The 20,573-nt window shown below is 62.7% G+C and carries 18 protein-coding genes; 8 read left to right on the top strand and 10 right to left on the bottom strand.

The genetic code is table 11. The features are described 5' to 3' along the window. Positions 1 to 78: 78 nt before the first annotated feature. Complete coding sequence (locus MKI86_RS04640; RefSeq protein WP_241598076.1) at positions 79 to 1,038, bottom strand: helix-turn-helix domain-containing protein; 960 nt, start codon at positions 1,036 to 1,038, stop codon at positions 79 to 81. A gap of 200 nt (positions 1,039 to 1,238) precedes the next feature. Between MKI86_RS04640 and MKI86_RS04635 the strand changes: the two genes are divergently transcribed. Continuing rightward, positions 1,239 to 2,429, top strand: a complete 1,191-nt coding sequence (locus MKI86_RS04635) for a benzoate/H(+) symporter BenE family transporter (RefSeq protein ID WP_241599259.1) — start codon at positions 1,239 to 1,241, stop codon at positions 2,427 to 2,429. Here the strand turns inward: MKI86_RS04635 and MKI86_RS04630 are convergent, their stop codons facing one another. Then, positions 2,430 to 3,887 (bottom strand): hypothetical protein, encoded by a 1,458-nt coding sequence (locus MKI86_RS04630; RefSeq protein ID WP_241598074.1) that lies wholly within the window; start codon positions 3,885 to 3,887, stop codon positions 2,430 to 2,432. Between the two features lie 230 nt (positions 3,888 to 4,117). On the opposite strand from MKI86_RS04630, the gene MKI86_RS04625 reads away from it, so the two are divergent. From MKI86_RS04625 to pth, 4 genes are all read left to right on the top strand, one after another. Beyond that, positions 4,118 to 4,726: a 50S ribosomal protein L25/general stress protein Ctc gene (locus MKI86_RS04625; protein WP_241598072.1), complete on the top strand. Its 609-nt coding sequence runs from the start codon at positions 4,118 to 4,120 to the stop codon at positions 4,724 to 4,726. Between the two features lie 226 nt (positions 4,727 to 4,952). Further along, positions 4,953 to 7,337 (top strand): putative bifunctional diguanylate cyclase/phosphodiesterase, encoded by a 2,385-nt coding sequence (locus MKI86_RS04620; protein ID WP_241599256.1) that lies wholly within the window; start codon positions 4,953 to 4,955, stop codon positions 7,335 to 7,337. Positions 7,338 to 7,359: 22 nt separating this feature from the next. Then, complete coding sequence (locus tag MKI86_RS04615) at positions 7,360 to 8,109, top strand: substrate-binding periplasmic protein (RefSeq protein WP_241598070.1); 750 nt, start codon at positions 7,360 to 7,362, stop codon at positions 8,107 to 8,109. A gap of 74 nt (positions 8,110 to 8,183) precedes the next feature. After that, positions 8,184 to 8,897 (top strand): aminoacyl-tRNA hydrolase, encoded by a 714-nt coding sequence (gene pth, locus MKI86_RS04610; protein ID WP_241598068.1) that lies wholly within the window; start codon positions 8,184 to 8,186, stop codon positions 8,895 to 8,897. 27 nt (positions 8,898 to 8,924) lie between these two features. On the opposite strand, the gene clpS is transcribed toward pth, so the two are convergent. Beyond that, on the bottom strand, positions 8,925 to 9,236 hold the full coding sequence (gene clpS / locus MKI86_RS04605) for an ATP-dependent Clp protease adapter ClpS (protein ID WP_241598065.1): 312 nt from the start codon (positions 9,234 to 9,236) through the stop codon (positions 8,925 to 8,927). Between the two features lie 157 nt (positions 9,237 to 9,393). On the opposite strand from clpS, the gene ychF reads away from it, so the two are divergent. Next, positions 9,394 to 10,497 (top strand): redox-regulated ATPase YchF, encoded by a 1,104-nt coding sequence (ychF, locus tag MKI86_RS04600; RefSeq protein WP_241598063.1) that lies wholly within the window; start codon positions 9,394 to 9,396, stop codon positions 10,495 to 10,497. A gap of 37 nt (positions 10,498 to 10,534) precedes the next feature. On the opposite strand, the gene MKI86_RS04595 is transcribed toward ychF, so the two are convergent. After that, positions 10,535 to 11,650, bottom strand: coding sequence for a hypothetical protein (locus MKI86_RS04595; protein ID WP_241598052.1), 1,116 nt, complete (start codon positions 11,648 to 11,650; stop codon positions 10,535 to 10,537). A gap of 111 nt (positions 11,651 to 11,761) precedes the next feature. Between MKI86_RS04595 and MKI86_RS04590 the strand changes: the two genes are divergently transcribed. Further along, positions 11,762 to 12,232 (top strand): MaoC family dehydratase, encoded by a 471-nt coding sequence (locus tag MKI86_RS04590; RefSeq protein ID WP_241598050.1) that lies wholly within the window; start codon positions 11,762 to 11,764, stop codon positions 12,230 to 12,232. Then, on the top strand, positions 12,219 to 12,686 hold the full coding sequence (locus MKI86_RS04585; protein WP_241598047.1) for a MaoC family dehydratase: 468 nt from the start codon (positions 12,219 to 12,221) through the stop codon (positions 12,684 to 12,686). Before MKI86_RS04590 ends, MKI86_RS04585 begins: the two co-directional genes overlap by 14 nt. A 26-nt stretch (positions 12,687 to 12,712) precedes the next feature. On the opposite strand, the gene MKI86_RS04580 is transcribed toward MKI86_RS04585, so the two are convergent. From MKI86_RS04580 to MKI86_RS04555, 6 genes are all read right to left on the bottom strand, one after another. Beyond that, positions 12,713 to 13,255: an adenine phosphoribosyltransferase gene (locus MKI86_RS04580; RefSeq protein WP_241598045.1), complete on the bottom strand. Its 543-nt coding sequence runs from the start codon at positions 13,253 to 13,255 to the stop codon at positions 12,713 to 12,715. 107 nt (positions 13,256 to 13,362) lie between these two features. Beyond that, on the bottom strand, positions 13,363 to 14,241 hold the full coding sequence (locus tag MKI86_RS04575; RefSeq protein WP_241598043.1) for a cytochrome c1: 879 nt from the start codon (positions 14,239 to 14,241) through the stop codon (positions 13,363 to 13,365). Positions 14,242 to 14,267: 26 nt separating this feature from the next. Further along, positions 14,268 to 15,536: a cytochrome b gene (locus tag MKI86_RS04570; protein ID WP_241598041.1), complete on the bottom strand. Its 1,269-nt coding sequence runs from the start codon at positions 15,534 to 15,536 to the stop codon at positions 14,268 to 14,270. Between the two features lie 14 nt (positions 15,537 to 15,550). Further along, on the bottom strand, positions 15,551 to 16,129 hold the full coding sequence (petA, locus tag MKI86_RS04565) for a ubiquinol-cytochrome c reductase iron-sulfur subunit (RefSeq protein ID WP_241598039.1): 579 nt from the start codon (positions 16,127 to 16,129) through the stop codon (positions 15,551 to 15,553). 265 nt (positions 16,130 to 16,394) lie between these two features. Then, positions 16,395 to 18,263, bottom strand: coding sequence for an ABC transporter ATP-binding protein (locus MKI86_RS04560; protein WP_241598037.1), 1,869 nt, complete (start codon positions 18,261 to 18,263; stop codon positions 16,395 to 16,397). Between the two features lie 91 nt (positions 18,264 to 18,354). After that, positions 18,355 to 20,211: an ABC transporter ATP-binding protein gene (locus tag MKI86_RS04555; protein ID WP_241598035.1), complete on the bottom strand. Its 1,857-nt coding sequence runs from the start codon at positions 20,209 to 20,211 to the stop codon at positions 18,355 to 18,357. Positions 20,212 to 20,573: the final 362 nt, after the last annotated feature.

The raw sequence follows: 20,573 nt of genomic DNA, 5'->3' as shown, positions 1-20,573 counted from the left end.
GGCGACGGGGGCGATGGCCGGCGCGACTGTTTCAGAATTGAGACAGGGCGACGCGGCAGGCTGTGCTGCGCCGCAGCATCAGTTGATCGAGAGCTTCTTCATCTTGCGATAGAGCGTTGCCCGGCTGATGCCGAGCAGATCGGCCGCGTGGCTGACATTGCCGCCGGCACGCGTCAGCACGCGGCGCAGCGCAGCGCGCTCGGCGTCGTCGAGATCCCGGCCCTCCTCCACGCGGTCCTCCTTCAGGAGGTCGGAGGCGGCGATGCCGGTGGCGATGCGCCGGTCGTCCAGACCCAGCACCTGCCGTGCCGCGCGTGTTGCGCCGAGCACCAGATCGTCCCGGTCGACGGCCAGCAGCGCCGGCGAGGCCCTGCCCTCCACGGGCACGAGCAGGATGCGGGCTGCGGAGAAGGCGCGCCGGAACAGCCCGGCCTCGATGCGCGCCGCAGCATCGCGAACCGCCTGCGAGAGGATCGACATGGTCATCTCGTTGGCATCGTCGCGGCAGGTGGAGATATCGATGGCCGCAGCGATTCGGCCGGTATGATCGCGGATCGGCGCGGTGGTGCAGGAAAGCCGAGTGTTCTGCGACAGGAAATGCTGGTCGCGCAGGATAAGGACCGCGCGCTCGTCGGCAAGCGCCGTGCCGATGCCGTTCGTGCCGACGCTCGCCTCGCTCCACACCGTGCCGGACCACAGGCCGACCCCGCGGAAATCGCGGTCATCGCCGGCAGCGCCACGCCGTTCCAGTGCAATGCCGTTCTCGTCGGTGAGAAGCAGGCAGCAGCCGGCCTTGCCGACGGTGGCGAACAGACGGTCGATTTCGCCGCGCGCCTCCTCGATGAGATCGCTGGAGCGGGTCCGGGCCTGCCGGAACTCGCCTTCGGTCAGCCGCCAGGGAACGCGCGCTTCTTCCGGTGACAGGCCGTGCAGCGTCAGGCATCGCCGCCAGGAGGCCGCAACGGGTGAATTCGCCGCGGCCGAGGCATGGGCCACCACCGTCTGGACATGATCCGCGTGATCGAAACGCACAGGCATCCGCTCTCCTCCCGAAAGCTTCCGACCGACCGTCGCACTGGAGTACAGTGCCGCGAACTATAGAACCGTTTGCGGCGAAAGGTCCAGCGGGACGAAGGTTCAACATGGATATGGGCAGCGCGGAACCGCACAACAAGTCTGTTTCCAACCGTCACGCCGCCTGTTACCAGTGCATATCCTTTTCCAGCATCGATCCTGCCATGTTCCGCGACTTTTCCGCCCAAGCCCTGTTCATGGGCCTGCTCACCGCCTTTGTCGGTTTCGCCAGTTCCTTCGCCGTTGTGCTGCACGGCCTGACGGGGGTCGGCGCCAGCGAGGCGCAGGCCGCCTCCGGCCTGATGGCGCTTTCCGTTTCGATGGGGCTCTGCGCTGTCGTTCTGAGCGTCGCGACACGGCTTCCCGTCTCGATCGCCTGGTCGACACCGGGCGCTGCGTTGCTCGCCACCTCCGGCACGGTGGAAGGCGGTTTCTCGACGGCGGTAGGCGGGTTCCTCATCTGCGCACTGCTGATCGTGATTGCCGGCCTGTGGAAACCGCTCGGGCGCATGGTCGCCGCCATTCCCGCGATGCTCGCCAATGCGATGCTGGCGGGCGTGCTGATCGGCCTGTGCTTCGCGCCGGTGAAGGCCATCGCTTTTAATCCGCTGCTCGGCCTGCCGATCGTGCTCGCCTGGGCGATCGTCGGCAGCATCAACAGGCTTTACGCCGTGCCGGCTGCCCTCGTCGCCTTCATCGCGGTGCTGGCCTTCGGCGTCGACATTCCCGACGGTGCTTTCAGCGGCCTTGCCGCATCGCTGCTGCCGCAACCCGAACTCGTCGCGCCGTCCTTCACCATGGCGGGGCTGGTGGGCATCGCCCTGCCGCTCTTCATCGTCACCATGGCATCGCAGAACATTCCCGGCATCGCCGTGCTGAAGGTCAACGGCTATGAGCCGAAGCCGGGGCCGCTCTTTGCCGTGACGGGCGCGTTCTCGTTGCTTTCCGCCCCCTTCGGCGGCCATGCCGTCAATCTTGCCGCCATCACCGCCGCCATGTGCGCGGGCAGCGATGCACATCCCGACCCGGCGAAACGCTACTGGGCGGCGATCAATGCCGGCATCTTCTATGTGATCTTCGGGCTTGCGGCCGGTGCGGTTACGGCCTTCGTAGCCCTCGCCCCGCCGATCCTCATCCAGGCCGTCGCCGGCCTTGCGCTGATCAGCGCCTTTGCCGCCTCAGCACTGAATGCGTTCCGAGAGCCCGAGGGCCGCGAAGCCGCGGCGGTGACGTTCCTCGTCACCGCCTCCGGGGTTTCGTTTCTCGGCATTTCCGGCGCTTTCTGGGGGCTGCTCGCGGGCGGTCTGATGCTCGGCCTCGCGCACGTAACGGCCCGGCGCCGGCGCCGCCGCTGATTATGGCTGGAACGGCAACGGGCGGCCGTTGATCAGCACCTTGCCGTCCTCGCCGACCATGACATCCCACGCCTGCGCCCCGTCACCCGCATCGCGCGCGAGACCCTTCATCATCAGAAGCCCGAAGGAAGCCTGACCGAATTCCGGAACCACTGTGGCGTTCTTCTGCAGATAGGCGACCGTCTCGTCGAATTTGCGCATCGTCAGTGTCAGGTCGGCCCTGCGGCGGTCCTTGTCCTCGATATGGACCTGCATCGTGCCGGTGAGGCGCACGTCATAGATCGGGGAAACGGCCGAGACATCCTCGAGCTCGAACGTCATCATGCCGCCAGGCAGCACGATACGGCCAAGTTCGGCGCTTTGCTCCTCGGTCAGCGGTTCCTTTTTGGAAAAGTCGCCATGGTCGAGCATGTAGGTAACGGCGCCGGCGAGGTCGAGATTGGCAACGGCCATCTTGAAGGTCGCGTGCTCCGGCACCGCGCTTTCGAAAGCCGCCGGCACCACACCGGCAGGCAGCCTCGGCTTGTCGATATCGATGCCGAAGCCGACGCGCGTGGAATGGGCGACCCCGTTCATGTCGATATTGTAGACGAGGCCGTCAGCTCCGAACGTCCCCTTGTCCGTGCCGATGGTGACGTTGGAGGCCCGGATCGTCTCCTTCAGATTGTCGAAGACCGGAAGGGAATTGCGAAGGAGCTGCTTGAGGCGCACGATTTCCGGCGGATCGAGAAGAGGCTTGTCGATGTTGTCGAGGATAAGGAAGACAAGGTCCTGCAACGTCTTGTAACGTGCGCCGTCCATGCTGACGTCGATATCCACCTTGTCGGCGCTGATATCCACCTTGCCGGAATCCTTGCTGGTAATAGTCTCCGCAAAGGCCTGCATGACGCCCGTCGTGGAAATGTCGAGGGTATCGGCACCCTTCTTCTCCGCCGCGATCGACATCACCGACTGGCCGAAGCTCGCCGAAATGCTTTCCCTGGGCGTCACGCTGGAGAAGGCGATCTTGCTGGCGGACCAGTCGGCCGAGGTGAAGTAGAGGATCTCGGGATCGTAGATCCCGTCGAGCTTCATGGAATCGATCACATAGGAGAAGGAGGTTGCCTTGTCCGCAGGGGTGTCGAGCGTGCCCTTGATGTCGAGGCTGTCGTTCGACTCGATGCGATAGGTCCCCTCCGGCATGGGCCGCAGATAGGATGTCATCGGCTTCAGGCCTTCGACCTTCACCGCTCCGCTCTTCGCCTTGGCCAGCAGCGGCGCGGGATCGAAGCGCAATTCATAGAAAGACGTCGCGGCCCGTACCGTGACCATGCCGGCATCGACCAGGTCCTTCGGCAGGTAATGCGTCAGGCGCTTCTGGATGTTTGCGGCCTCGGATACCGAAACCTCCTGGGCATGGACCGTGCCTGCACAAACGAGCGCAACAGCGGCCGAAGCCATCAGGGTCTGTCTTATCATCATGGTCTCCTTGCCAAAAACGAGCTGGGCGGAACTTCCATATACCGCGGCGATGTGTCAATCCGGTCGCGGCCTTGCATTTCCGGGGATTCTCGTTTATCGAGCCCCCGTCCGCGTAGACACCCTTGGAGGCAACGCGGATGAGGCTTTCACGAAATCCTCAAGTTTTGCGCGGCCGGCGAAGACGTCGGCCGGGGAAAACTCTCCAGTAACATATGAAAGGTTTTGCCATGAGCAACGATACCTACGAGCTTAAGGCCGAAACGCGCGAACGGGTTGGTAAGGGGTCCTCCCGTGAACTTCGCCGCAACGGTCTCATTCCGGCAGTCATCTACGGTGAGAAGCAGGCCCCCCTCGCTATCGCCATCGCCACGAAGGAAGTCACCCAGCGCATCTACGCCGGCGGCTTCAAGACGACCGTCGCCACGATCGACGTCAACGGCGAGAAGATCAAGGTTCTCCCGAAGGACTACCAGCTCGATCCGGTCCGCGACTTCACCATGCATGTCGACTTCCTGCGCGTTTCGGGCAACACCCACGTCGTCGTTGAAGTTCCGGTTCACTTCGTCAATGAAGAGAAGTCCCCGGGCATCAAGGCCGGCGGCGTCCTGAACATCGTTCGCCACGCTGTCGAGCTGCACGCTCTGGCCGGCAACATTCCGGATTCCCTGACGGCAGACCTCACCGGCCTCAAGGTCGGCGAAGGCATCCACATCTCCAACATCAAGCTGCCGAAGGGCACGAGCCCGGTCATCACCGACCGTGACTTCACGATCGCGACGATCGCTGTCCCGGCTGCCGGCGTTGAGGAAGAAGAAGTGGAAGCGACCGAGGAATAAGCATTTCTCGGAAATAGCCCCTACAGAAACCCCGTCTCCTAAGGAGGCGGGGTTTTTCTTTGGCCCAAACATCTCTCACGCTACGGCAGGTTTGAATTATCAGCACTTTTCCGAACGAATATTTCAGCAACCTTTAAGTTTTTGATGAAACGCTGATCGGCATGAGGAAAGCCAAAGATATAACGGGCGGGCTTCGCGGACCGGCGGGGGAGCAACCGGCATGAAGATGCATTCGGTGGAGAGCCGATTCATTGCCATCGTTATCGGTGCGCTTCTGGTTTTCGTCGCACCGCTTTTCGTCCTCTTTCTCATTCTGTCGTCCGACCGTGTCGCCCGCGAGCGAACGGAAAGCACCGAAGCGCTGCTCAGGGCCAATGTCCAGGCACTTGGAAAGCCGCTGTGGGATTTCGATCTGGACAGCGTTACCCAGATTGTCACATCCCTGCACGCCAATACCGACATCAGCTTCGTGCGCGTGCGCGACACCGCCGAAATGATCGACATCAGCCGGCCGGTAGACCGGCCCGCGGTCGAAGAGACCCGTTCCATCGTCAACGCGGACATTCTCTACAGGGCCAGCGACGGCATCAAGAAGGTCGGCACAGCGGAAATCTGGCTGGAAAAGCAGGGCCTGCTTTCGCGCTTCAGCAAGGACGAAATGGCGATCTTCGCCATCTTCTTCTTCGCCGTCGCGACGCTCTTCACCGCCGCAATCATCGGCAACCGGATAACCATCATACGCCCGCTCATGCGCCTGACGGCAGCGATAGAGGCGACGCGCCGCCTCGGCTCGCGCCATCATGTCGACTGGACATCGAAGGACGAGATGGGCGCCCTTGCCCTTAACTTCAACGAGATGCAGAGCAAGCTCGAGCACGAGGAAGCCGGGCTGAAGCTTGCCCATGCACGGGCGACGGAAATCTACAATCTCACCCCGGCCATGCTGTTTTCCATCGATGCGACAGGCCGCATCACCGCCGTGAGCGACTATTGGCTAACGGCCACCGGCTACACGCGCGACGCTGTGATCGGTCGTGCCTTCACAGATTTCGTCGTCGAGGACTGCCGCGAAAGCTATGACCGCCGCCACCTCACGCAAATGGAAGACGGCGGCATCTGCGAGGTCACCCTGCGCTTCAAGCGCGCCGATCGCACCGTGATCGACGTTCTCATCCTGGAAACGGGGCTTGCGACAGGCGACGAGCGGCCGTCGCTGTCCCTCTCCGTCATGACTGATGTGACCAGCCTGAAGGATGCGGAGAACCGCAACCACCGGCAAGCCATCACGGACCATCTCACCGGCCTGCTCAACCGCCAGGGCTTCGAACTCGTGCTGGACGACCTAATCGGCGATGCCGACAGGCTTGGCCAGCAACTCGCCTGCATCTTCGTCGATCTCGACCGTTTCAAGTGGATCAATGACAATCTCGGCCATGCCACTGGCGACGCGGTGCTGCGTGAGGTGGCGGATCGCCTGCGCGGGCAGTTGCGTGGCAACGACGTCATCGCGCGTCTCGGCGGCGACGAGTTCGCCATCCTGCTCTGCGCACCCGACGCCTGCCGGCTGGCGACCGACATCAGCGAACGGCTGGTGGAAGGCATGCGCGCGCCGCTGACCGCCAATGGCGCGGAGCTGAATGTCAGCGCGAGCATCGGCATCGCCCTCTACCCCGATCACGCGAAGACGGCCGCCTGCCTCCTGCAGAAGTCCGACATGGCCATGTATGCCCGCAAGCGCAGCGGCAAGAACGGCATCCAGCTGTTCGACAACGATATGATGGACATCGCCCGCAAACGGCTGGAAACAGAACAGTTCATCGAGCAGGGCCTGCGCGAGGACTGGTTCGACGCTTATCTCCAGCCCATCGTCGCACTGTCGGACGGCCGTGTCGCCGGTTTCGAGGCGCTGATGCGCCTGAACCATCCCGAACGCGGCCTGCTCTCCCCTGCCGACATCATCGGCATCGCTGAGGAAAACGGCTCCATCGGCCGCATCGGTGACTGCATTCTTTCCAAGGCGATCGCCCATCTGTCCACCCTGTCGAAGCTGGAAGGGCTGGCCGACAGCTATCTCGCTGTGAACTTCTCGCCGCTGCAATTCGAACCAGCCCTGCCGTCGCGCGTCGCCGCACTGCTCATGGAGGCCGGCCTCACGCCCTCGCGCATCGTCATCGAAATTACCGAGGCCGTGCTGATGCTCGACAACCCCGTCGTGCGCTCGGTGCTCGATGCGCTCTCCAGCTTGGGCTGCCGTATCGCGCTCGACGATTTCGGCACGGGCTACTCGTCGCTCAGCTATCTCAACCGCTTCCCGGTCGATATCGTGAAGATCGACCAGTCCTTCACCAAGTCGCTGACAAGCGAGCAGCAGGACGTGCGCCGCAAGAGCCGCATGCTGGTGGAGGGCATCCGCACCATCTCGCACCAGATGGGCTGCGCCGTCGTCGCGGAAGGCATCGAGACCGAGGAACAGTGGTCCATGCTCCAGGCTATGAACGTCGAACTCGGCCAGGGCTATCTTTTCAGCCGCCCCTTGCCGCTCGAGGCGCTCCTCGTCAAACTGGACGAACTATCGCCGTCGGAAGAACACGGGCACAAAGTGGCCTCCTGAGGAGCCAGCCGGGGACAGGATGATGAAGACGCTCTTTCTGCTGCTCGGCCTGTCACTCGCACCGCTTTCGTCCGCCTGCGCCCAGACCATCCACTTCCTCACCGAGGAATATGCGCCTTTCAATTACACGAAGGCTGGCGCGATCACCGGCATCGCGGTGGACCAGATGAAGCTGGTGACCGAACGCGCCGGCATACACCACACGCTGGAGATCATGCCCTGGGCGCGCGCCTTTTCACTCGCCGAAAAGCAGCCCATGCACTGCGTCTTCACGGCCGGATACAACCGTGATCGTGCCACCCGCTTCGTCTGGATCAAGCCGCTGCTGAAAGACCAGATGGTCATGTTGAAGCGGCAGGATGCGGTCTACGATAACCTCACCATCGTCAAGGCGCGTGAGCTCAAGGTCGGCTCGCAGCGGGGCGACTTCGCGGTGGAAGCGCTGGAGCAGATCGGCTTCCACGACATCGATCTTGCCGCCGATATCGACATTACCCTTCGCAAGCTGTTGAGCGGCCGCATCGACCTGATGCCGACCTCGGTCAAGACCTACGAAAAGATGCGGCTCGACGGGGTTCCTGTCGAGAAGGCCATGATGCTGGCGGGCCAGGTTTACGGCGTCGCCTGCAACAAGGACACGCCCGCCGATCTTATCGAGCGCATGCAGGCCGAGCTCGACAAGCTGATCCTCAGTGGCGAGCAAGACCGCATATTTGCCGCCTATGGACTGCCGCCGAACCCCCGGACGTCTCAGACCCGCGCCCACAAATAATGCGCGCGCATGGTTGACTTCCGCGCGCATTCGCGGTGGTGAAGGCGAAACGACATGCTTTGGCGGAGCAATCCATGCTGATCATCGCGGGGCTCGGCAATCCGGGCGCGAAATATGCGGGCAACCGCCACAATATCGGTTTCATGGCGCTGGATGCGATCCATCGCAAGAACCCCTTCTCGCCCTGGTCGAAGAAATTCAAGGCTGAGATCTCCGAAGGCGAGCTTGCCGGCGACAAGGTCCTGCTCATCAAGCCGCAGACCTTCATGAACCTGTCGGGCGAAGCCGTTGGCGAAGCCATGCGCTTCTACAAGCTCGCTCCCAAGGATATTGTCGCCATTTACGATGAGTTGGACCTCCTGCCCGGCAAGGCGCGTATCAAGGTCGGTGGCGGCCATGGCGGCCACAACGGCATCAAGTCGATCGACGCCCATTGCGGCAAGGATTACCGCCGTCTACGTCTGGGCATCGGCCATCCCGGCGCGAAGGAACTCGTGACAAACCATGTGCTCGGCGATTTCGCCAAGGTGGACCACACATGGCTCGACCCGCTGCTTGACGAGCTTGCGATCCACGCCGATATGCTGGTGCGCGGCGAAGACTCACAACTGATGAACAAGCTGGCTCTTGCCACGGGAGGCAAGCCGGAAGAGGACAAGGCCACCAAGAAGCCGGCCGGCCAGTCCCATATCCGCGCGGCCCGCAACCATGCCCAGCCGAAGGCACTGCCCACGAGCGGCCCGATGGCCGACATGCTGAAGAAACTGTTCGGCAACAAGGGCGATTGACGCTGCGCGCCGGGCGGGTGCGAAAACCTATTCTTCCGGCTCTGTCTGGAAGAGCAGCGGAAAGCCAGCTTCCTTGGCGAGGTCCGTCGCCTCCTTGGCCTTGGTCTCGGCGATGTCGCGGGCGCAAATGACGACGACGCAGGTCCCCATCTTGTGCGCCGTCATCATCACGCGGTAGCTGGTCTCCTCCGCCATGCCGAACACGGCCTTCAGCACCAGCACGACGAATTCGCGCGGCGTATAATCGTCGTTGACGAGAAGCACCTTGTAGAGCTTCGGCCTTTCGAGCTTGGGCTTGGTGGTTGTTTTGGGGTCGAGGATCGTGTTGCCATTGCTCATTGGAAGCTCCTCACGACATTGGCTTCGAGCAGTGTGCGCTCATTGTGCACCGCAGGACGGTGGAGTTCAAGGCCCCGCGCCGCCAAGGTCTTGACCCTGCCCCGTCCTTCCCCCATAGCGGTGGCAACGATTTTATCAAGACGAATGGACCATCTCCATGGGTTTCAAATGCGGTATCGTCGGCCTGCCGAATGTCGGCAAGTCGACCCTCTTCAACGCACTCACCAAGACGGCTGCCGCCCAGGCGGCGAACTATCCCTTCTGCACCATCGAGCCGAACACCGGCGAAGTCGCCGTGCCGGATCCGCGCATGAAGGCGCTCGCCACCGTCGCCGGCTCGAAGGAAATCATCCCGACGCGCATCTCCTTCGTCGATATTGCCGGCCTCGTGCGCGGCGCGTCGAAGGGTGAAGGCCTCGGCAACAAGTTCCTCGCCAATATCCGCGAAGTCGATGCCGTCGTGCATGTGCTGCGCTGCTTCGAGGACGACGACATCACCCATGTCGAAGGCCGCATCAATCCCGTCGGCGATGCCGAGACCATCGAGACCGAGCTGATGCTCGCCGACCTCGAAAGCCTCGAGCGCCGTGTCGAGCAGACCCGCAAGCGCGCAACGGGCAAGGACAAGGAATCGCTTGCCCAGCTGCCAATCATGGAAGCCGTGGTCAAGCTGCTCAACGAAGGCAAGCCGGCCCGTCTTCTCCTCAAGACTTTGGCACCGGAGGAGATCGAAATCCTCAAGAGCCTGAACCTGCTCACGTCCCACCCGGTCCTCTATGTCTGCAACGTCGCGGAAGGCGACGCGGTGAACGGCAACGCGCACACCGAAGCCGTCGCCGCCATGGCGAAGGAACAGGGTGCGGAATGCGTCATCATCTCGGCTGCAATCGAAGCCGAAGTCGCCCAGCTGCCGCAAGAGGAGGCCACCGAGTTCCTCTCCGCACTCGGCCTCGACGAAGCCGGCCTCGACCGCCTGATCCGCGCGGGCTACCACCTGCTCGACCTGATCACCTATTTCACCGTCGGCCCTAAGGAAACGCGCGCCTGGACCATCGTGCGCGGCACCAAGGCGCCTCAGGCTGCCGGCGTCATCCACACGGATTTCGAACGCGGCTTCATCCGCGCCTTCACCATCGCCTATGACGACTACATTGCCTACAAGGGCGAGGTCGGTGCCAAGGAAGCCGGCAAGGGCCGCGACGAAGGCAAGGAATATGTCGTGCAGGACGGCGACGTCATCCACTTCCGCTTCAACACCTAACGTCTCGCCGGACTGACGATTTTCGAACTGCCGTCCCTCACCGGAGGGGCGGCAGTTTTTCTTTGAGCGCAAGCGGCAGCGGCGTCAAAACCCAGCGCCGGAAATGCGGCCAGCCGATGCCGATGGTCAGCACGACAATTCCGACGATCAGAAGGGAGAGGAAAATATAGCTTTCCGGGGCAGCGGTCGTGCGCTGGAGCAGGCTCGCCGTAGCGACACCAAGCGACAGCAGGCCCGAGGTCACAAAGGCGCGGCGGTCGATGGCAAGGCCGATGCCCATGAGCACGACGACGATGGCAACGATGACGAGCGCTCCGGGCAGGCCCTTGTCGCTGCTGAACAATGTATTGTTCGCGAAGTCGCCGAGAAACACGAAGCTCAGCGTCGAATAGAGCAGCGCCGGTGCCGTGACGAGATGCAGCCAGAAGGCGATATCGGAGCGGCGCGTGACACGGAAACGGTCCGACAGATCATAGCGCATCGCAACGGCAAACAGTGCGAGTGCCGTGACAAGGAAGATGCCGGCGCACAGCGTGGAATGCTCGGTGAAGAGGTCGGTGCTATCAAGCATCCGCCCGAGCAAGAGGAAGACGGCGCCGAGCGCCAGACCCGCCAGCGACAGATACCAGAGGCTCAACGACAGCGGGATACGGTAGCGCCAGTAGAACGGCGGCAGGAGCCCGCAGAGCGGTGCTACCGTCAGCAGGAAGCCGACGATCGCATCCTGCTGGTTGATCGCATCCTCCTGCATCAGGAGCGACGTCGTGAGGATCCAGTGCACGTAGAGCGCCGTCAGCAGCACGGCCGGAAGCGCAAGCCGCTGCCGCTTCACGAGAATTTCCGCAAGGATGATGATAGCCGGCAAGGCCAGGAGAAACGCGCCGATGCCCCAGACGCCCGCCATCACGATAGCGACTCCGATGGTGATCAGCACATCGTGGAAGCCGCGAATGAAGCGTGGCGCTTCGGTATCCTCGACCGGCGCGATGGCGCGATCCTCCGCCGGCCCGCCGATATCGAGCGCATCGGCACGCGCCGGCACATTGAGGCCGACGCCGCGCGCGTCCATATAGGGCAGGAGCGCGCCGGCCTGTTCGCCGGAAATGATGCCCTCGCCGGCCGCGCCGTCGAGAACGGATTTCAAAGTCTGCATCGCTGGCCTCTCCTGTTGCCCGCGCACCATAGCGTCGCGCCGGCGCCTGACAAGCCTTGCAAAACAATGTCATGACCGCCATTCTCCTGCCCGCAACAGGACAAACGGACCGTGGCCAACCGCAGCTTTGAAGATTTCACACCCGGACGCCGCTTCACCTTCAAGGAGCGCACGCTGACGGCCGACGAGATCATCGCCTTCGCCCGGGAATTCGACCCGCAACCCATGCATATCGACGAGGCCGCCGGCCGCGCCAGCATTCTCGGTGGGCTGGCCGCTTCCGGCTGGCACACCAGCGCGGTGATGATGCGCATGCTCTGTGAAGCCTATATCGACGGCTCTACCTCGGAGGGCTCGCCCGGTGTTGACCTGATGGAGTGGAAGCGCCCGGTTCTGGCCGGCGATACGCTCGGCGGTCATTGCGAGGTGCTGGAGGCACGCGTCTCGCGCTCGCGGCCGGAAATCGGCATCGTGCGGCTGCGCGCCGAAGTGACCAACCAGCGCGGCGAGATCGTCGCCATCTCGGAATATGTCAACATGATGCGCCTTGCCGGAAAGGATGCCGCCTATGCGGATGGCTGAGCTTTATCCGTTCGGTCAGACCGTCCAAATCGGTTCGAACACCTTCACGGCAGAAGACATCATCCGCTTCGCCCGGGATTTCGATCCTCAGCCCTTCCATCTGGATGCCGAGCTCGCCCGGCAAAGCCTGTTCGGCGGCCTGTGCGCCTCCGGCTGGCACACCAGCGCCGGCTGGATGAAATGCTTCGTCGCCTTCTGGACCGCCGAATGCCGGCGCCTGGCGGCAGAGGGCATCGCGCCGCCGAAACTCGGCCCCTCGCCCGGCTTCACCAAGCTCGGCTGGTTCAGGCCCGTCTTCGCCGGCGATACGATCAGCTACTCGGTAACGCTGCTCGCCTCACGCGAGCTGGCGACGCGCAAGGACCGCGTGCTCAACACGATCCGTTGCGCGGGAGAAAACCAGAACGGCGAGCCCGTCATCCGGTTTGAAAGCACCGTGCTGGAGTTCGTCTGAGAGACGAACGGGGGATTGACGCCGCGTCAGTGCCCGTCGAAAGCCACCAGCGTTCGCACTTCGACGCCGAGCGCTTCCAGCTTCTTGCGGCCGCCAAGCGCCGGCAGGTCGATGACGAAGCAGGCCGCGACAATATCCGCCCCCATCTGGCGCAGCAGCTTCACGGCGGCATCTGCCGTGCCGCCGGTTGCGATCAGGTCGTCGACGAGGATCACTCTCTCGCCCGGCGTAATGGCGTCCTTGTGCATCTCCATCTCGTCCACGCCGTATTCCAGGCTGTAGGCGATGCGCACGGTCTCATGCGGCAGCTTGCCCTTCTTGCGGATCGGCACGAAGCCGGTCGAAAGCTGATGCGCCATTGCACCGCCAAGGATGAAGCCGCGCGCCTCGATGCCGGCGACCTTCGCGATGCCGATGCCCGCATAGGGATGAACCAGTTCGTCCACGGCGCGGCGGAAGGCGCGTGGATTGCCGAGCAGTGTGGTGATGTCGCGGAACACGATGCCGGGCTTGGGATAGTCCGGAATGTTGCGGATCGCGGCGACGAGTTCTTGTTCAACGGTAGACATGGGATTTCCCGGCTGCGGAAGACGGTCCGGTTATTGCAGGTGCGGCAACGCCTCACAACAAAAAAGGCGGCCCGGAGGCCGCCTTTCGAACCGGGCGGTCAGACCGCTCAGTGTTCCTTGTTCGCGTAGACCGACTTCTTCGTCAGATAGATCAGGCCCGTGAAGATCAGCAGGAAGACCATCACCATGAAGCCGGTGCGCTTGCGTTCCTCAAGGTGCGGCTCAGCGGCCCACATCAGGAAGGCGGCGACGTCGTGCGCGTACTGGTCGACCGTCTGCGGCGCACCGTCGTCATAGGTGACCTGGTCGTCGGAGATCGGCTTTGCCATGGCAAGCGCCGCAGCATTGGCGAAATAGGGGTTGTAGTGCGTGCCTTCGGCGACTTCGAGATGCGCCGGCTTCTCTTCATCGTAACCCGTCAACAGCGAGTAGATGTAATCCGGCCCGCCTTCCTGGTACTGCGTGAAGATGTCGAAGACGAACTGCGGGAAGCCGCGGGTGATGCCGCGCGCCTTGGCGATCAGCGAGAAGTCCGGCGGAGCCGCACCATTGTTCGAAGCGGCAGCCGCCTCGTGGTTGGCGTAGGGCGACGGGAAGTGGTCGGAAGGCACGGCCTTCCGCATATACATCTCGCCGTCGCTGTTCGGGCCGTCCTGAACTTCGTAGTTCGCGGCGAAAGCCTTGATCTGGGCCTCCGAGTAGCCAAGCCCTTCCAGCGTGCGGAAGGAGACGAGGTTCATCGAATGGCAGGCCGAACAGACTTCGGTGTAGACCTTCAGGCCGCGCTGAAGCTGGCCCTTGTCGTACTTGCCGAACGGACCGGCAAAAGACCAGTCCTGCTGCTTGGGCTTATGCATCGGATAGTGCGGCGTGGCGTGTTCGGCCTCTGCACCGGCTGCGGGCGCTGCCTCTTCCGCCGTAGCGAAGGAGGCGCCCAGACCGGCGACGAGGGCGAGCGACAGAATGCCTGCAACAAGCTTTTTCATTGTCATGGTTCCTTTCGTCGCCCGTCTCAGGCCTTGGCCGCCTTGGCGTTCTTCTTTTCCAGAACCGCTTCCGTGATCGAATTCGGAATGCGCTTCGGGGTCTCGATCAGGCCGAGCAACGGCATGAGGATGATGAAGAAGCCAAAGTAATAGACCGTGCCGAGCTGCGACAGGATGACGTAGATGCCTTCAGCAGGCATGGCGCCGAGCCAGCCGAGCATGATGGCGTTGGCCACGAAGATCCAGAAGAACAGCTTGTACCACGGACGGTAGACTGCGGAACGCACCTTGGAGGTGTCGAGCCACGGCAGGAAGAACAGGATGATGATCGAGCCGAACATCACCAGAACGCCACCGAGCTTGGAGTCGATCGGGCCGACATTGAAGGTGATGGCGCGCAGCATCGCGTAGAACGGCAGGTAGTACCATTCCGGAACGATGTGGGCCGGGGTCTTCAGCGGGTCGGCCGGAATGTAGTTGTCCGGATGGCCGAGATAGTTCGGCATGTAGAAGATGAACCAAGCGAACACGATCAGGAAGACCGATACGCCAAGGGCGTCCTTCAGCGTCGCATAGGGCGTGAAGGGAACCGTGTCCGTCTTCGACTTCACCTCGACGCCGGTCGGGTTGGTCTGGCCGGTCACGTGCAGGGCCCAGATGTGCAGGACAACGACGCCCGCGATCATGAAGGGCAGCAGGTAGTGCAGCGCGAAGAAGCGGTTCAGCGTCGGGTTGTCGACGGCGAAACCGCCGAGCAGGAACTGCTGGATCCACTCGCCAACCCACGGGAAGGCGGAGAAGAAGCCGGTGATAACCGTCGCACCCCAGAAGGACATCTGCCCCCAGGGCAGAACGTAGCCCATGAAGCCCGTTGCCATCATCAGAAGGTAGATGACGACGCCGAGAATCCAGAGGATTTCGCGCGGCGCCTTGTAGGAGCCGTAGTAGAGACCACGGGCAATGTGCAGGTAGACCGCGATGAAGAAGAAGGACGCGCCGTTGGCGTGCATGTAGCGAAGCAGCCAGCCGTGGTTCACGTCGCGCATGATCTTTTCGACCGAGTTGAACGCGACTGTGGTTTCGGCGGCGTAGTGCATGGCCAGCACGATGCCGGTCGCGATCTGCACGATCAGCATCACCGACAGCATGGCGCCGAAGGTGTAGGCATAGTTCAGATTGCGCGGTACCGGGTAGGAAACGAAGCTGTCATGGATCATGCGCGGCAGAGGCAGGCGCGAATCGACCCATTTTTCGATGCCAGTCGTCGGCTGGTAGGTGGAATGTTCAGCACTCATTATCAGGTGTCCCCTCAACCGATCTTGATGACTGTGTCGGATACGAACGAGAAGGTCGGCACAGCCAGGTTCTCAGGGGCAGGACCCTTACGGATACGGCCGGCCGTATCGTAGTGAGAACCATGGCAGGGACAGAACCAGCCGCCGAAATCGCCGGCCTGGCCGAGCGGAACACAGCCGAGATGGGTGCACGAACCGATCATGACGATCCAGTTCTCCTTGCCTTCGCCGGCGGAGCGGTCGATATCCGTCGCCTGGGCGTCGGGCGCGATGTTCGCGTTGCGCGCGACCGGGTCCTTCAGGTCGGCGAGCGCGACGGCCTTGGCTTCCTCGACTTCCTGCTCCGTGCGGTTACGGATGAAGACCGGCTTGCCGCGCCACTTGGCGGTCAGCGACATGCCCGGCGTCAGGCTGGAGACGTCGACCTCGATGGAAGCGAGCGCCAGCGTGGACGCATCCGGACGCATCTGGTCGATGAACGGCCAAGCGACAGCAACGCCGCCCACGACGCCCGCCATACCGGTGGTCAGGTAAAGAAAATCGCGGCGAGTGGGCTCGCCATGGGATTCGCTTGTTGTCTCGTGTTCGCTCACGGCTAAACCATCCTCTCACGCAAAGTCTGCGGAAAACCGCACCGCCCCCTGGGAACCGGCAATATCCGGACACAATACGGCCATAGATTCCCCGTCAATCCGGCGCGTTCTATGCTTGATCGCAAATTATGTCTAGCCTTGGCAAGGGGAGGTGGGCACATTGTCGCGGGAAAAAGGTGAGGGCTTGACATCGATCAGGATGGCGCCGGAAAGCGCAACCCTTTCAAGGCGCAAAGGCGTGCCTGTTCACGACCGCGCGGCGGCCCTATTGCGCCGCTTCCACCTGCCCGAGAAAACCGCCTGACTGGCGTGACCAAAGATCCGCATAAAGCCCGCCGCGCGCGACAAGCTCGCCATGCGTGCCCTCCTCCACGATCCGGCCGCGATCCATCACGATCAGGCGGTCGAGGGCGGCAATGGTCGAGAGGCGGTGGGCGATCGCAAGCACGGTCTTGCCGCGCATCAGGCGCTCCAGATTGGACTGGATGGCCGCCTCGACCTCCGAATCGAGGGCGGAGGTCGCCTCGTCCAGCACGAGGATGGGTGCATCCTTCAGCATGACGCGCGCAATCGCGATGCGCTGGCGCTGGCCGCCGGAGAGCTTCACGCCGCGCTCACCGACATGGGCGTCATAGCCCCGGCGCCCGCGCTGGTCCTCCAGCTGGAGGATGAAATCGTGCGCTTCCGCCTTCCTGGCAGCCTCGATCATCTGCTCTTCGCTGGCATCCGGGTTGCCGAAGAGGATGTTGTCGCGCAGCGAGCGGTGCAGCAGCGCCGTATCCTGGCTGACCATGCCGATACTGGCGCGCAGGCTTTCCTGGGTGACAGCGGCAATATCCTGTCCGCCGACCAGGATGCGGCCGCCCTCCAGGTCGTAGAATCGGAGGAGAAGATTGACGAGCGTTGACTTGCCCGCACCCGAGCGCCCGACGATGCCGACCTTCTCGCCGGGCCTGATGGAGAGCGTAAGGTCGTCGATCACGCCGGATTGGCGGCCATAGTGGAAGCGCACGTTCTCGAAACGGATATCGGGGCTCACGACCTTGAGCGCGGTCGCGTCCGGCCTGTCGACAAGGCCGATGGGCTTCGAAATCAGGTCGGCGGAGTTCTGGATCGTGCCGATATTGCGCATGATGCTGTTGAGCTGCGTCATCAGGCGGTTGAGCAGGAAATTCAGCCGCAGCACCAGAGCCATGGTGAAGGCGACAGCGCCCGAGCTGATGACGGCGGTAAGCCAGAGGTGAATGCACAACACCGCCATGCCCGCGATCATCAGGCCCGATAGGAAGGCGAGCGACGCGCGCAGCGAGGTCAGGAGCCGCGTGAAGTTCAGGATCGTGGCCTGGAATATATCGAACCCGTCGCGCATGTAGCGGTCGTTCGCATCATCGCGGCCGAAGAGCTTCAGCGTCTGAATATTGGAATAGGCATCGACCATGCGGCCGCTGATCATCGACCCGGCTTCCGCCGACTGGCGGGCATGCTCGCGAATGCGGGGCACGAAATGGCGTGCCAGCGCTGCGAAAATCACAAGCCAGGCCAAAAGCACGGCCGCAAGCCGCCAGTCGAGCTGGCCGAGCAGCACCAGCGTCGAAACCGTATAGATCGAGACGAACCAGATACTTTCCATGAAGGAGGTGATGACGTCGCCCGTCGCCTGCCCTGCCGACCAGACCTTGGTGACAATGCGGCCGGAAAAATCGTTCTGGAAGAACGAGAGCGACTGGCGCGCGACATGCACATAGGACTGCCAACGCACGAGATTGTAAAAACCGGGCGTGATGACCTGCTGGTCGACCAGCGCGGTTAGAAACGCCACGACGAAGCGCACGATGCCGATAAGGACGAGCATCAGCAGCAGTTCTGTTCCATGGGTGGCAAGCAGGCCGCTCCACCCCTCGCCCGGCCTGACCGTCGCCAGCATGTCGACGAGACGCCCTACGAACCAGAAGGTCGCCGCCTCGATCCCCGCCGTAATGCCGCCCAGCACGAGCAGCGCCGCAAACGGCGCCTTCGCCTGCCGGACATAGAACCACACGAAGGCAAACAGCCCCACCGGCGGCCGCAGGTCATCACGCCGCTCGAAGGGCTTTATCCAGGTCTCGAAGAAGGAGAAAAGCGGCCGGAAGATCATGCCCCCGATATAGGCCGTTTTGGCCGGGCGGCAAATTAAAGTTCGGAAAGGAAGAAGGCCGGCCACTAGCAGGGCCGGCCTTCTCTGTTTTTTACTGCGCCGCCGTTTCCGTCTCGGCTGCGTCGTCGGCGATGAAGCCGCCGGATTGGCGGGTCCAGAGGTCGGCGTAGATGCCGCCCCGGGCGACCAGTTCGGCATGCGTGCCGGTCTCGCTGATGCGGCCCTTGTCGAGCACGACGAGGCGGTCCATCTCGGTCAGCGTTGACAGGCGGTGGGCGATGGCGATCACCGTCTTGCCCTGCATGAGGGCGAAGAGGTTTTCCTGGATCGCCGCCTCGACTTCCGAATCGAGAGCCGAGGTCGCCTCGTCCAGCACGAGGATCGGCGCGTCCTTCAGGAAGACGCGGGCGATGGCGATGCGCTGGCGCTGGCCGCCGGAGAGCTTCACGCCGCGCTCGCCGACCTGGGCATCGAGGCCGCTGCGACCCTGGTGGTCGCTCAGGCTTTCGATGAAGTCCCAGGCATTCGCACGCCTTGCCGCCTCCATGATCTCGGCATCCGTCGCGTCCGGCTTGCCATAGGCAATGTTGTCACGGATGGAGCGGTGCAGCAGGGAGGTGTCCTGCGTCACCACGCCGATCTGCGAGCGCAGGCTGTCCTGCGTCACGGTGGAGATGTCCTTGCCGTCGATCGTGATCCGGCCGGCCTCCAGATCGTAGAAGCGCAGGAGCACGTTCATCAGCGTCGTCTTGCCGGCGCCGGACCGGCCGACGAGGCCGACCTTCTCGCCGGCGGCGATGTCGAGCGACAGGTCCTCGATCGCACCTTTGTTCTTGCCATAGTGGAAGCGGACGTGATCGAAGGTGATGGCACCCTTTGCCGCCGGCAGCGCCGGCGCCTGGGGCGCATCCTTAATATCGTGCGGCTTGGTCATCATGCCCATGCCGTCATAGACCGTGCCGATATTCTCGAACAGCGCGGTCACTTCCCACATCACCCACTGCGACATGCCGTTGATGCGCATGGCAAGGCCGGCCGCCACCGCGACGGCACCGACCGTCACATCGCCCGACATCCAGAAATAGATGCCGATGGCCGTGGTGAAGAACATCGCGATGACGTTGTTGATGTCGATGGCGATGTTGAAAGCCGTTATGAAGCGCATCTGCTTGTGCACCGTCTGCAGGAACTCGTCCATGCCTTCGCGGGCATAGGTTTCCTCGCGGCCGGCGTGCGAGAACAGCTTCACGGTCGCGATGTTCGTGTAGCTGTCGACGATGCGACCCGTCATCATGGACCGCGCATCCGCCTGCATGCGCGAAACCCGCATGAGCTTCGGCACGAAGTAGCGCAGGATGCAGATATAGACGACGAACCATACGAGCAACGGCACCACGAGGCGCAGGTCCGCCGACGCGATGATGGCGATCATCGAAACAAAGTAGCTCACCACATAGATGAAGACGTCGATGATCTTCATGACCGTTTCGCGCACGGCAAGCGAGGTCTGCATTACCTTCGTCGAGACGCGGCCCGCGAACTCGTTGGAGAAGAAGGTCATGCTCTGGCGGATGAGGTACCGATGCATCTGCCAGCGGGCGATCATCGGGAAATTGCCCGCGAGCGCCTGGTGCATGGTCATCGTGTGCAGCGCGCCGAAAAGCGGAATGAGCACGAGCAGAAGCACGGCCATCCAGATCAGCGTGCCACCCTCGCGGGCGAGGAACGTGCCGGGATCGCCGGCCGAGAGCCAGTCGACGATATTGCCGAGGAACTGAAACAGCAGCACTTCGGCAATACCGAGCGCCATGGAGCAGAAGCCCAGCACGGCAAGCCACGGCGCCGCCGGGCGCGTGTAGTGCCAAAGGAAGGGGAGTATTCCCTTGGGCGGAAGCGAGGGCGCCTCCGCGGGATAGGGATTCAAACGTCTTTCGAACCAGCCGAACATGGCTTTCTCCGTAATAGAAACGACGGAACCGGTACGGACGGCGCAAAAGGGCGCAGTCGGGAGCGGGTTCCGCTTGGTGTGCCGCGGGGCGACCAAAGGCGTCACACGGCGAATTGATATGCAGGCACAAAGGGAATGAGGGCGGCGAAATGCCTAAGCGAGAAGAGGCGTGATTCCTGCCGGGAGGCGCAGCCGATGGGCGTTATTCATCATGTTCCTCCCTTTCTCGCGTTTCAGATGTCCCGTGGTTAACCCGAAACGATGCAATTTTCCAGCCGCTTCCTCGCGATTTGCCATCTGCGACCAATTCTGTTGCCTCGGCGCCACATTCACCCGCGCCTGCTCCTTCCCGCCCGGACCCA

Origin of the sequence: Shinella sedimenti, assembly GCF_022601905.1 — a bacterium.
GTDB lineage: Bacteria > Pseudomonadota > Alphaproteobacteria > Rhizobiales > Rhizobiaceae > Shinella > Shinella sedimenti.
The sequence above is the reverse complement of the archived record's forward strand: the minus strand, read 5'-3'. Positions and strand labels throughout refer to the sequence as shown.